Source organism: Microbacterium sp., from assembly GCF_036823965.1.
Classification (GTDB): Bacteria; Actinomycetota; Actinomycetes; order Actinomycetales; family Microbacteriaceae; genus Microbacterium.
Map to the genome: position 1 here is coordinate 373,128 of NZ_DAITBE010000001.1, position 12,486 is coordinate 385,613.

12 protein-coding genes are annotated in these 12,486 nt (G+C 68.8%); 9 read left to right on the plus strand and 3 right to left on the minus strand.

Translation table 11 applies throughout. The features are described from left to right. The first annotated feature begins 29 nt into the window (after window positions 1–29). Window positions 30–1,058: an ATP-dependent 6-phosphofructokinase gene (locus tag V7Z82_RS01730; RefSeq protein ID WP_334147354.1), complete on the plus strand. Its 1,029-nt coding sequence runs from the start codon at window positions 30–32 to the stop codon at window positions 1,056–1,058. Window positions 1,059–1,112: 54 nt separating this feature from the next. On the opposite strand, the gene V7Z82_RS01735 is transcribed toward V7Z82_RS01730, so the two are convergent. Continuing rightward, the gene (locus V7Z82_RS01735; protein ID WP_334147357.1) at window positions 1,113–3,212 is read right to left on the minus strand and encodes a S9 family peptidase; all 2,100 of its coding nucleotides are present in this window, start codon (window positions 3,210–3,212) and stop codon (window positions 1,113–1,115) included. A gap of 156 nt (window positions 3,213–3,368) precedes the next feature. On the opposite strand from V7Z82_RS01735, the gene V7Z82_RS01740 reads away from it, so the two are divergent. The 3 genes from V7Z82_RS01740 to V7Z82_RS01750 all read left to right on the plus strand — a co-directional run bounded on the left by V7Z82_RS01740 (window position 3,369) and on the right by V7Z82_RS01750 (window position 5,954). Then, entirely contained in the window at window positions 3,369–4,631 is a 1,263-nt protein-coding gene (locus V7Z82_RS01740) for an inorganic phosphate transporter (RefSeq protein ID WP_334147359.1), read from the plus strand. After that, window positions 4,628–4,963: a hypothetical protein gene (locus V7Z82_RS01745; RefSeq protein WP_045280518.1), complete on the plus strand. Its 336-nt coding sequence runs from the start codon at window positions 4,628–4,630 to the stop codon at window positions 4,961–4,963. Before V7Z82_RS01740 ends, V7Z82_RS01745 begins: the two co-directional genes overlap by 4 nt. A 70-nt stretch (window positions 4,964–5,033) precedes the next feature. Further along, a complete protein-coding gene (locus tag V7Z82_RS01750; protein WP_334147362.1) occupies window positions 5,034–5,954 on the plus strand; it encodes a phosphodiesterase in 921 nt (306 codons plus the stop codon). 22 nt (window positions 5,955–5,976) lie between these two features. Here V7Z82_RS01750 and V7Z82_RS01755 read toward each other — a convergent pair whose 3' ends face one another. Beyond that, a complete protein-coding gene (locus V7Z82_RS01755; protein ID WP_334147365.1) occupies window positions 5,977–6,543 on the minus strand; it encodes a TetR/AcrR family transcriptional regulator in 567 nt (188 codons plus the stop codon). A 72-nt stretch (window positions 6,544–6,615) separates the two neighbouring features. Between V7Z82_RS01755 and V7Z82_RS01760 the strand changes: the two genes are divergently transcribed. Continuing rightward, window positions 6,616–7,194, plus strand: coding sequence for a dihydrofolate reductase family protein (locus tag V7Z82_RS01760; RefSeq protein ID WP_334147367.1), 579 nt, complete (start codon window positions 6,616–6,618; stop codon window positions 7,192–7,194). A 94-nt stretch (window positions 7,195–7,288) separates the two neighbouring features. Continuing rightward, the gene (locus tag V7Z82_RS01765) at window positions 7,289–8,749 is read left to right on the plus strand and encodes an aspartate ammonia-lyase (protein WP_045280514.1); all 1,461 of its coding nucleotides are present in this window, start codon (window positions 7,289–7,291) and stop codon (window positions 8,747–8,749) included. Between the two features lie 69 nt (window positions 8,750–8,818). On the opposite strand, the gene V7Z82_RS01770 is transcribed toward V7Z82_RS01765, so the two are convergent. Beyond that, window positions 8,819–9,688 carry a fumarylacetoacetate hydrolase family protein gene (locus V7Z82_RS01770; protein WP_334147369.1) on the minus strand — a complete coding sequence of 290 codons (870 nt, stop codon included), beginning with the start codon at window positions 9,686–9,688 and terminating at the stop codon, window positions 8,819–8,821. Window positions 9,689–9,780: 92 nt separating this feature from the next. Here V7Z82_RS01770 and V7Z82_RS01775 point away from each other — a divergent pair, with 92 nt between their 5' ends. The 3 genes from V7Z82_RS01775 (at window position 9,781) to V7Z82_RS01785 (ending at window position 12,430) form a co-directional block, all read left to right on the plus strand. Next, window positions 9,781–11,115: a PrsW family intramembrane metalloprotease gene (locus tag V7Z82_RS01775; RefSeq protein WP_334147371.1), complete on the plus strand. Its 1,335-nt coding sequence runs from the start codon at window positions 9,781–9,783 to the stop codon at window positions 11,113–11,115. A gap of 38 nt (window positions 11,116–11,153) precedes the next feature. Beyond that, window positions 11,154–11,849 carry an alpha/beta fold hydrolase gene (locus tag V7Z82_RS01780; protein WP_334147372.1) on the plus strand — a complete coding sequence of 232 codons (696 nt, stop codon included), beginning with the start codon at window positions 11,154–11,156 and terminating at the stop codon, window positions 11,847–11,849. A 212-nt stretch (window positions 11,850–12,061) separates the two neighbouring features. Next, window positions 12,062–12,430, plus strand: coding sequence for an FKBP-type peptidyl-prolyl cis-trans isomerase (locus tag V7Z82_RS01785; protein WP_334147374.1), 369 nt, complete (start codon window positions 12,062–12,064; stop codon window positions 12,428–12,430). Window positions 12,431–12,486: the final 56 nt, after the last annotated feature.

The window sequence follows — 12,486 nt, forward strand, 5'->3', positions numbered from 1 at the left end:
CACACTCCCGAACGTCTGAAGGCGGCAGCATGAAGATCGGCATCCTCACGAGCGGCGGCGACTGCCCCGGTCTGAACGCGGTCATCCGCGGCATCGTCCTGAAGGGGACCACGACCTACGACATCGAGTTCGTCGGCATCCGGGACGGATGGCGCGGCGTGGTCGACGGCGACTTCTTCCCGCTCACGCGTCACGAGGTGAAGGGTCTGTCGAAGGTCGGCGGCACGATTCTCGGCACCAGCCGGACGAACCCCTACGAGGGGCCGCGTGGTGGCGCAGAGAACATCGCGAAGACGCTCTACGGTCACCACATCGACGGCATCGTCGCGATCGGCGGCGAGGGCACGCTCGCGGCGGCCGATCGTCTCGCGAAGGACGGCATCAACGTGATCGGCGTCCCCAAGACGATCGACAACGACCTCCGCGCGACCGACTACTCCTTCGGGTTCGACACCGCGGTCAACATCGCGACCGACGCCATGGACCGTCTGCGCACGACCGGTGACTCGCACCAGCGGTGCATGGTGGCCGAGGTCATGGGCCGCCACGTCGGCTGGATCGCTCTGCACGCGGGCATGGCTGCCGGCGCGCACGTGATCTGCATCCCCGAGGTGCCGATGTCGATCGATGAGATCACCGCGCTCGTCAGCAGCGCGCACGACCGTGGGCGTGCTCCGCTCGTCGTCGTCTCCGAGGGCTTCACGCTCACGGGGATGGACGAGGCGTTCAGCGACAAGGGCCTCGACGCCTTCAACCGTCCGCGTCTCGGCGGCATCAGCGAGGTGCTCGCGCCGGAGATCGAGCGGATCACCGGCATCGAGACCCGTTCGACCGTGCTCGGCCACATCCAGCGCGGCGGATCGCCCTCCGGCTTCGACCGCGTCCTCGCGACCCGCCTCGGGCTCCACGCGGCCGATGCGCTCGTGGAAGAGGCCTGGGGCAAGATGGTCTCGCTCCGCGGCACCGACATCGTCAGGGTCCCCTTCGCCGAGGCGCTGGGCGAGCTGAACACCGTGCCGCGCAGCCGCTACGACGAGGCAGCAGCCCTGTTCGGCTGAGAATCCTGCATCCGACACCGCTGCGCGCCCTGTGGCGCGCAGCGGTGTCGTGTGTCAGGCCTCTGCGAGACCCAGGGTGTCGAGCAGCCAGGCGAGCTCGAACGCCCGCTCGCGCCAGGAGTTGTACCGTCCGCTGACGCCGCCGTGCCCTGCGACCATCTCGCACTTCAGCAGCACGTCCTCGGCCCCTGCCTCACGCAGACGCGCGACCCACTTGGCCGGCTCGACGTACAGCACTCGCGTGTCGTTGAGCGAGGTGACGGCGAGGATGCGGGGGTACTCGACCCCGTCGCGCACGTTCTCGTACGGCGTGTACGACTTCATGTAGGCATAGACGTCTGCGTCGTGCAGCGGGTCGCCCCACTCGTCCCACTCGATCACCGTCAGCGGCAGCGAGGGGTCGAGGATCGTGGTGAGCGCGTCGACGAACGGCACGGCGGCCAGGATGCCCGCGAACAGCTCCGGTGCGAGGTTCGCGACCGCACCCATCAGCAGTCCTCCGGCGCTGCCGCCCTCCGCGACCAGCCGATCCGGCGAGGTGATGCCGCTGTCGACCAGGTGCCGAGCGCACGCCACGAAGTCCGTGAACGTGTTCTTCTTCTGCAGCAGCTTGCCGTCCTCGTACCACTGGCGGCCCATCTCGCCGCCGCCGCGCACGTGCGCGACCGCGAAGACGACGCCGCGATCGAGCTCCGAGAGCCGGGCCACCGAGAAGCCGGGGTCGATCGAGTGCTCGTACGACCCGTAGCCGTACAGGTGCAGCGGGCGGGGCTCGTCGCCCGGCGTCCCGAACGACCGCTTCCAGACCAGCGAGATCGGCACGCGGGTGCCGTCCTCGGCCGTCGCCCACGCGCGCTGCTGCCCGTAGTCGTTCGGCTCGTACCCGCCGAGCACGGTCGCGCGCTTGCGAAGCAGGAGCTCACTGGTCGCGAGATCGAGGTCGTACACGGTGCCGGGTGTCACGAACGACGTGTAGCCGAGGCGCAGGTAGGGGGAGTGCCACTCCGGGTTCCCGCTGACACCAGCCGAGTACAGCGGCTCGTCGAACGCGAGTTCGTCCACGGCATCCGTCGAGTAGTCGAGCAGCCCGACGCGCTCGAGACCCTCGCTGCGGTACTCGAGCGTCGCGAAGTCGCGGAACGCGTCCATGCCGAGCAGCCGTCGCCCGGCGACGTGCGGAACGACCACGTGACGCTCGCCGGCGGGAGCGGATGCCGAGACCGAGACGAGCTCGAAGTCGAGCGCGCCGTCGTTGTGCAGGATCAGCAGGCGGTCCTCGCCGTCGACGACCGCGTGGTCGACCGAGTACTCGACGCCTTCGACACGCGGCCACACGATCTGCGGCGTCGCGGTGAGATCGCCGGTCAGGTCGACCAGGTACTCCTCGCTGGTGATGCTCGAGCCGACGCCGATCACGAGGTACCGGCGACTGCGCGTGATACCGGCACCCAGCCAGTACTTCTCGTCCGGCTCGTGGAACAGCCGCACATCCTCGCTGAGGGGCGTGCCGAGCCGGTGCAGCCAGAGCGTGTCCGGACGCCAGGCCTCGTCGCGCGTCGTGTAGATGATCGCCGTGCCGTCCGGCGTGAAGAATGCGCTCCCGGTGTTCGGGATCTCGTCGGTGAGCGTCTCGCCGGTCGCCAGGTCGCGCACGTGCACGGTGTAGACCTCGTCGCCCTCGAAGTCCGTCGACCAGAGCAGCTTCGTCGAGTCGTCGGTCGTGTCGAAGGCGCCGAGCGAGAAGAACTCGTGGCCCTCGGCCTCGGCGTTGCCGTCGAGCAGCACGACCTCGCCGGGGACCGGTACGCCTGGTTCCAGGGTCGGGGGAGTCCAGTCATCCGGCGCGGCTGCCGCGCGGCAGTGGATGCCGTACTGCGCGCCCTCCTCGGTGCGGCTGTAGTACCACCAGTCGCCACGACGGGTCGGCACGGAGAGGTCGGTCTCCTGCACGCGCCCCTTGATCTCCTGGAACAGCCGCTCGCGGAGGTCGGCGAGGTGCGCGGTCGATGCCTCGGTGTGGGCGTTCTCCGCTTCGAGATGGCCGATCACGTCGGCGGCGTCTTTTGCGCGCAGCCATTCGTACGGGTCATCGACGGTGTCACCGTGATGGGTGCGGGCGGTCGGACGGCGATCGGCGATCGGTGCTTGAGTCACCGCTCCACGCTATCCCAGGTCAAGTTGACCGGCACCGGGCAGGGTGGGAGGATTCAACGGGGCCGGTTAACGGAAGTCAAACCCACGGTGAACTCTTCGTTCATCACGTCGATCTCGTCGACACCTCCTTCTTCCTCAAACGACCGAAAGCGAACGGTGGAAACCGCAGCCCTCATCGTCGTGCTGGTGATCCTGCTGGCACTCTTCTTCGACTTCACGAACGGGTTTCACGACACCGCGAACGCGATGGCGACCCCCATCGCCACCGGCGCGCTGAAGCCCAAGACCGCCGTGCTCCTCGCGGCCGTCCTCAATCTGGTCGGCGCCTTCCTGTCGACCGAGGTCTCGCAGACCGTCTCGCACGGCATCATCCGTGAGGAGAGCATCCAGCAACAGGCGGATCTCTTCCTGCCGATGATCTTCGCTGGCCTGATCGGCGCGATCACCTGGAACATGCTCACCTGGCTGCTCGGCCTGCCGTCGAGCTCATCGCACGCGCTGTTCGGCGGCCTGATCGGCGCCACGCTCGTCGGCGTCGGTGTCGGCGGCATCGATTTCGGCATGGTGCTCTCGAAGATCATCCTCCCGGCCCTGATCGCCCCGGTGACCGCCCTGGTGATCGCCTTCATCGCCACCAAGATCGCGTACTCGATCACGCGCCGGTACGACGGCAAGCCCGACGGGCGAGACGGGTTCCGCTGGGGCCAGATCTTCACCTCGTCGCTGGTCGCACTCGCGCACGGCACGAACGACGCGCAGAAGACCATGGGCGTCATCACCCTCGCCCTGATCACGGTCGGCTGGCAGAGCCAGGACCAGGCGGATCCGCACCTGTGGGTCATCGTCGCCTGTGCGGTCACGATCGCGCTCGGCACCTACCTCGGCGGATGGCGCATCATCCGCACACTCGGCAAGGGCCTGACCGAGGTCAAGCCCGCCCAGGGCTTCGCGGCCGAGAGCTCGACCGCGGCCACGATCCTCGCCTCGAGCGCTTTCGGCTTCGCGCTGTCGACCACGCAGGTCGCCTCGGGATCGGTGATCGGCTCCGGCCTCGGTCGCCGCGGGTCCACGGTGCGCTGGCGGACCGCAGGACGCATCGCGATCGGATGGCTGCTCACGCTGCCGGCCGCCGGAGCGGTGGGTGCGGTCGCCGCCCTCATGATCAACTGGCTCGGCACCTGGGGCATCGCGATCGACGCGGTCCTGGCGCTGGTCGTCATCGTCGGACTGTTCCTGCGCTCGCGCCGCGACGCGGTGACCCCCGCCAACGCCATGAGCGACGTGGCCGAGTCCGGTCTGGCGATCGAACTGCCCGACTCGCCGCCGCCGACGCGTCGCCAGCAGCGCGTCGCCCTGGCGAAGGCCAAGCGGAACGCCAGCTCCACGGTTCCGGCTGCATCGGATGAGGAGTCGAAGTGAACGTCGTGATCGACTGGAATGCCTTCCTCCTGGTGTTCGCCGCCGCCCTGATCGGGGCATCGGCGATCGTCACGTTCTACGCTGTCGGCCTGCGCCTGCTCGTCCGCAGCGGCCGAGCGCCGGTGGTCAGCCCTGCCGAGTTCACCGACGCCATCACCGTGATCTCCGAGAAGGAGCTCAAGCGGGCGGCCAAGCAGGCTGCCAAGCAGGCGCGCAAGAGCCCGCTCACCGAGGGGCAGAAACGGCTCTCGCTCGTCGGCGCCTACGCGTGCTTCGCGCTGTGCGCGTGCGCGGTCATCGCCGGCATCCTGATCATCGTCGTCGGGCACTGAGCCGAAGCTGCTGAACGGGAGCGCCGGCAGGCAGGCCGCCCGAGTCCGAGACCCGCTCTAGGCTGATGGCATGACAGCCCCCGCAGGCAACGAGTACGTGTTCGGTCGTCATCAGCCGGCGTCGCACGTGCTGATCCACGTCAGCGACCCGCATTTCCTCGCCGGCGGCGCCCGCCTGGGTGGACGCTACGACGTGGAGGCGAACTTCGCCAGGACGCTCGAGGCGATCCGACTGGTCCACCCGCATCCTGCGGCGATCGTCGTGACGGGCGACCTGACCGACCTGGGGGAGCCGGATGCGTATCGGCGCCTGCGCGATGCGCTCGAGCCGGTCGCGGCCGAGCTCGGCACGGTCGTCGTCTGGGTCGCGGGCAATCACGACGAGCGCCCGGCGCTCCGGGAGGGGCTCCTCGACCTCGCGCCGACGGAGGAGCCGGTGACCGGGGTCTGGGACCTCGACGGACTCCGGCTGATCGCGCTCGACACGAGCGTCCCCGGCTGGCATCACGGTGACCTCGACGAGGCCCAGCTGGCATGGCTGCGCGACGTGCTCGCCGAGCCTGCGCCCCACGGCACGCTGCTCGCGATGCATCACCCACCGCTGCCGAGCCACCTGCCGCTCTTCGACATCCTGGAACTGCGCCACCAGGACGAACTCGCCGAGGTCATCAGGGGCAGCGATGTCCGCGGCATCCTCGCCGGCCATCTGCACTATTCCGCGCACGGCACGTTCGCCGGGGTGCCGGTGAGCGTCTCGTCCGCCACCTGCTACACGATGAACGTGTCGCTCCCTGCCGCAGATGTCAACGGAATGGATGCCGCGCAGGCGTTCCAGCTCGTGCACGTGCATCCGGACACGATCACGCACACGGTGGTGCCGGTGACCGCCGCTCCCACCGGCGAGTTCTTCTCGGAGGCGTGGCTGGAGCGGATGGCGGCCCTGACCCCGGAGCAGCGGCTCGAGGCCTTCTCCCGCAAACGCGCTCGCTGACGACGGGTCCGACCGGCAGCCGTCAATGCAGGAGCCCGACGACCAGGTCGTCGATCACCTGGTCGGTCGAGGTGCCTGGGTCGATCGACGTCGTGAGACGGTCGAGCAGGAGCCCGTCGATCGCGTAATGGAACAGCGCGATCTCCCGCGGCCCGCCGGGGAGCCCTGCTGCGGCGTTGAACGCCACGTCGCCCTCGAACCCGGCGCGTTGCCACGCTCCCAGGATCGCCGCCAGCTCGGGGCGTCGGCTGCTCTCGAGGCGGAGCTCGAACAGCGCCAGCGTCACCTCGCGGTCATCCGTGAGACGCCGCACGATGTCGCGGATGTAGTCGGCGAAGAGCTCGCGGCTCGGCGTGCCCGTCGCGCGGGCCTCCAGATCCTCCGGGGTGGGGGAGAGTCGCTCGCCGATCCGGTCGACGAGTCCGGCGATGAGCGCATCTCGGGAGCGGAAGTAGTTCGACGTGGTGCCCGTCGGCACCGCAGCAGCCTCGTCGACGGCGCGGTGCGTGAGTCCACGCGATCCGTCCTGCGCGAGGACGCGCAGCCCCGCGTCCGCGATCGCGCGCCGCCTCGTCTCGTTCTTGGCCATGTGCTGACTCTAGCGTCATCACTACAGCTGTTGTACTCTCGAACCACGACAAATGTTGTGATTGGAGTCACCATGCGAGAGCTCGTCTACTACGTCGCCGTCAGCATCGACGGTTTCATCGCGGGCCCGGCCGGTGAGTTCGACGCCTTCCCGATCGAGGGCGATCATATGGACGCGATCAATGAGCGCTACGCCGACACGATCCCGACCGACCTCGCACTCGCGCTCGGCGTCGAACGCACCACTCCGATGTTCGACACCGTGCTGATGGGCTGGAACACCTATGCGGTCGGTCTGCCGATGGGCGTGACGAGTCCATACCGGCACCTCCGTCAGATCGTGTTCTCGAGCACGCGGCGTGCTGAGGCCGACGACGTGCAGACGACCGATGAGGATCCGGTCGCGCTCGTGCGGCGGCTGAAGCGAGAGCCCGGCGACGCGATCTGGCTGTGCGGGGGAGGCGCACTGGCATCGAGCCTCCTGGGCGAGATCGACCGCCTGGTGCTGAAGCGCAGCCCGGTCGTGTTCGGCGCAGGCATCCCGCTCTTCGCGCCGGGAGCGTATGCGCCGGAGCGTTTCGACGAGGTCGCCACCACCGCGTTCGACTCGGGCGTCGTGCTGAGCGAGTACGTTCGCGCGGAAGGTGCTTGAATCGCGGGCGGACTCAGGGGGCGCCGAGTCCCACCGGCGTAGGATGGTCGCATCCCCCACCCTTCTCACCCGCCACGACCCACGAGGATGTGACATGGCTTCTGCCGCGCCTACCCTGACCCGTACCGAGACCGATTCGCTCGGAAGCATGGAGATTCCTGCCGACGCGTACTGGGGGATCCACACCGCCCGCGCCGATGCGAACTTCCCGATCACGAAGCGACCGATCTCGGTCTACCCGGATCTGGTGCGAGCGCTCGCGATGGTCAAGCAGGCCAGCGCCCGCGCGAACCGCGAGATCGGCGTGCTCGATCCCGAGCGGGCCGATCTGATCGACCGGGCGGCGCAGCGCGTCATCGACGGCGAGTTCCACGACCAGTTCACGGTCGGCGTGATCCAGGGCGGTGCCGGCACCTCGACGAACATGAACGCGAACGAGGTCATCACCAACATTGCGCTCGAGATGGCCGGCCGGGAGAAGGGTGACTACGCCTTCCTGTCGCCGATCGACCACACCAACCGCAGCCAGTCCACGAACGACGTGTACCCGACCGCGGTCAAGATCGGCCTCTCGTTGACGCTGCGCTCGCTGCTCGAGGAGCTGGATCTGCTTCGTCGGTCGTTCCTCGGCAAGGCAGTCGAGTTCCACGACATCCTCAAGGTCGGACGGACGCAGCTGCAGGATGCCGTGCCGATGACCCTCGGCCAGGAGTTCCACGGCTTCGCCACGACGCTCGGCGAGGATCACAGCCGCATCAGCGAGAACGCGTCGCTCATGTTCGAGATCAACATGGGCGCGACCGCGATCGGCACGGGCATCACGACCCACGTCGACTACGCGCCGGCTGTGCTCAAGCACCTGCGCGAGATCACCTCGCTGGATCTCGAGACCGCGACCGACCTCGTTGAGTCCACCAGCGACACCGGGGCGTTCATGTCGTTCTCCTCGACGCTCAAGCGCAACGCCATCAAGCTCTCGAAGATCTGCAACGACCTCCGACTGCTCGCATCGGGACCGCAGGCCGGTTTCGGCGAGATCAACCTGCCCGCGATGCAGGCCGGATCGAGCATCATGCCCGGCAAGGTCAACCCCGTGATCCCCGAGGTCGTGAACCAGGTCGCATTCGCGGTCGTCGGTGCCGACATGACCGTGACCATGGCGGTCGAGGGCGGCCAGCTGCAGCTCAACGCCTTCGAGCCGGTGATCGCGCACTCGATCTTCCAGTCGATCACCTGGATGCGTCAGGCGATGTGGACGCTTCGCGTCAACTGCATCGACGGCATCACGGCGAACCGCGATCGTCTGGGTGCGATGGTGGGTGCATCGGTCGGCGTGATCACCGCACTCACTCCGTTCATCGGCTACGCCGCCGCTGCGGCGCTCGCGAAGACCGCGCTGCTCACGAACCGCAACGTCGCCGACCTGGTCGTCGAGGCTGGGCTCATGTCGCGCGATGAGGTCATGAAGCAGCTCTCGCCCGCACGTCTCTCCGGACTCGAGGCAGTGACGGCCGCGATCCCGATCATCTCGCCGGAGGATCTCATCGAGATCTGATCCGGCCCGCACGGCGAGAGGCCCCGGTGGAATCCCACCGGGGCCTCTCGCGCCCTGCGGGATACGGCGTCAGTCGAGGATGCGGCAGTGCGTCGTGAGCGCACCGATGCCGTCGATCCCCACGGTGACCGTCGACCGATCGCGCAGGAAGATCTGCGGGTCGCGCGAGTAGCCGGCGCCGCCGGGGCTGCCGGTCGAGATCAGCGTGCCGGGCAGCAGCGTCAGCGACTGCGACAGGTGCGCGATGAGCTTCGCGACCGAGCGCACCATCTGGTCCGTCGAGGCGTCCTGCACGGTGTTGCCGTCGACGATCGTCCAGATGTGCAGGTCCTGCGGGTCGGCGACCTCGTCGGCCGTGACCGCGAAGGGCCCGGTCGGCGTGAAGCCGTCGAAGGACTTGCAGCGCGACCACTGCGCCTCCGCGAACTGGATGTTCCGAGCCGTGATGTCGTTGACCACCGTGTAGCCCCACACGTGCGAGAGCGCGTCGCCCTCCGACACGTTCTTGGCCGGGGTGCCGATCAGCACGCCGAGCTCAGCCTCGTAGTCCACGGCTTCGCTGAGCGCACGCGGCCACGAGGTGGTCTGCTCGTGCCCGGTGAGCGAGTTCGGCCACAGCGTGAACACGGTCGGGGCGGTGTCGGTCTTGAGCCCCAGCTCGCTGGAATGCGCGGCGTAGTTGAGGCCGACCGCGAGCACGGCCGGGGGAGCGATCACCGCGGAGTCGTATGTCCAGCCATCGAGCGGATGCCGCGGCGCGGTGCCGAGCGACAGCGCAGCGCGCAGTGCGTCGAGGGTCTCGTCTCCTCCCTCGATGAGCTGCTGCAGGGTGGCAGGAGCGTCGGGCAGGAGGTCTGAGACGAGGATGGCATCGGCGTCCTCCACCACGGCGAGGACCGCGCGGGGGGAGTCGGCACGGCGCAGATGAGCGAACCGCATGCCTCTACGCTACCGGGTGCGGAGCCGAGATCGCTTGGCAGGGATCGCCGGATCGCCGGATCAGCAGCACCGTGGACCCATAGGCTGTCCCCATGACCTTCGGAGGACCGCCTCAGCCGCAGCAGCCGTCGCCGTACACCCCGCCGCCCGCCCACCCCGCTCCGCACCAGGGACAGCAGCCGGGACAGCCGTCGCGGGCGCCGGAGTACTCGGCGCAGCAGTACTCGCAGTCGCCGTACACGCCGCCGCAGTTCGCCCAGCAGCCGGCCTATGCCTCGGCACTCGCGCAGCCGACCGCGTACACGCCGCCGGCACCGGTCGCCCCGTCTCCCGCCGAAGCGCTGCCCGCCTTGCCTGTTCCGACGAAGAAGGGCCGTTCGGTCTCGTTCTGGCTGTTCGGATTCCTGGGATTCCTGCTGCTGGCGCTGATCGGCTACTTCGTGTGGGCGCTCGGTCCGCTCGCGTCGGTGATCGGTCTCGTACTCGCGCTCATCCCGCTCACGATCGTCTTCCTCGGCATCCGCATGATCGACCGCTGGGAGCCGGAGCCCAAGCGGCTCGTCATCTTCGCGATCGCCTGGGGTGCTGTCGCCGCAGTGGGTCTCACCCTCCTGACGGATCTCGGGATCACGCTCCTGGTCGGCCTCCGCGACGACGCGCTGACGGCGGTCGTCCAGGCGCCCATCGTGGAGGAGTTCTGGAAGGGCTTCGGCGTCTTCCTCGTCTTCCTCGTCGCGCGTCGTGCGTTCGACGGGCCGGTCGACGGCGTCGTCTACGGTGCGCTGGTCGGTGCGGGCTTCGCCTTCACGGAGAACATCCAGTACTTCGCGATCAGCCTGATCGAGGGCGGCGGAGCGCAGCTCACGGTCACCTTCGTGGTCAGGGCCCTGCTCTCGCCGTTCGCGCACGCCATGTTCACCGCGCTCACCGGTTTCGCGATCGGCCTCGCGGCGCGACGTCATGCGTCCGCAGGTTCGGCGGTGGGCGTCGGACTGCTCGGCCTCCTCGGCGCGATCCTGCTGCACGCGCTGTGGAACGGCTCCGCGACCTTCGCCGACTTCTTCGTGCTGTACGTGACGCTGCAGGTGCCCCTGTTCATCGGGTTCATCCTCGGGATCATCGCGCTCAAGCGCGAGGAGGCCCGTCTCACGCGAACCCGCCTGGGGGAGTACGCCGCCGCCGGCTGGTTCACGCCGGAGGAGGTCACGATGCTGGCGACCCCAGCCGGACGCAAGGTCGGTCTCGCGTGGGCCGCGCAGCTGCGCGGCGACAGGCGACCGCTCATGCGGGAGTTCATCAAGGATGCGACGGCGCTCGCCTCGGTGCGCCAGCGTGCGGTCACCGGCCGCGACCCGCTCGCCGCGGATGACGAGCGGGCGCTGCTGATCCGCACCAGAGCGACCAGGGCGGCGCTGCTGGCCTACTGACACCGGATCCGCGGAGAGCCGGGAGAGGACGAGTCGACATGACGATGTTCGTGCTGATCCACGGCGGCGGCGACGTCGGCTGGTCCTGGCATCTCGTGCAGGCGGAGCTCGAGGCGCGAGGGCATCGCGTCGTCGCCCCCGACCTCCCAGCGGACGACGATGCGCTGACCCTCGCCGACTACGCTGCGGCGGTCGTCGACGCCTGCGGGCCCGCCGAGGGACGCGGGATCGTCGTGGTCGGGCACTCCTTCGGCGGCTTCACGGCGCCGCTGGTCGCCGAACGGATGGATGCCGATGCGCTCGTGCTGCTCGCCGGCATGATCCCCGCGCCGGGCGAGGCACCGGATGAGTGGTGGGCGAACACGGGCTACGCGGCGGCGGTGGAGGAGCAGGCGGCGCTGGATGGCGGTCTCACGGGGAACGAGGATCCGCTCGTGAGCTTCGCTCACGACGTTCCGCGCGAGCTCGCCCTGGATGCGATGAGCAGGGAGCGCGAGCATCCGTCATCCGCCTCGATGGCGGCGGTCTGGCCGCTCGACTCCTGGCCTCAGGTGCCGACGCATCTGCTCATCTGCAGGGACGACCGGTTCTTCCCCGTGGCGTTCCAGCGTCGGGTCGCGGCGGAGCGGCTGGGCGTGACGCCCGACGAGATCCCCGGGAGCCACTGCGTGATGCTGAGTCGTCCCGTCGAGGTCGCCGAGCGTCTCATCGCCTACGCGCTGCCGTCGCACTGAGCCGCACCGGCCAGGGGTCGAGCACGCCTCCTGCAGACAGACTCAGCGCCCGGTGCTGCGGCGATGCCTGCATGTCACCCGGGCGCTGAGTTGATCTGTACTCAGGGTGCTCCTGCTCGCGCGAGGTGTCAAGAGGGTCTTCGTCTGCTCTGTTCGCTGTCAGCGGGTGCGCTCGCGTTGACCAGTCAGCGCGGCTCGGGTTGGATGGAAGCATGACTGATCGCACAAAGCCTGAGTTCGACGCACCAGCCGGCCCCGCTCCTTCGGAGCTCGTCATCCGCGACCTCATCGAGGGCGACGGCGCCGAGGCGAAGCCCGGCGACACCGTGACCGTGCACTACGCCGGTGTCGAGTACGACTCCGGCGAGGAGTTCGACTCCTCGTGGGGTCGCGGCGAGACCATCCAGTTCCCGCTGCGCGGCCTGATCCAGGGCTGGCAGGACGGCATCCCCGGCATGAAGGTCGGCGGGCGCCGCGAGCTCGTCATCCCGCCCCACCTGGCCTACGGCCCCGCGGGTGGCGGACACTTCCTCTCCGGCAAGAGCCTGATCTTCATCATCGATCTGGTCGCCGTCGGCTGAACGAACTGCACCGGACGCGCCTCTCTCCTGTACGGAGTGAGGCGCGTTCTGCGTTG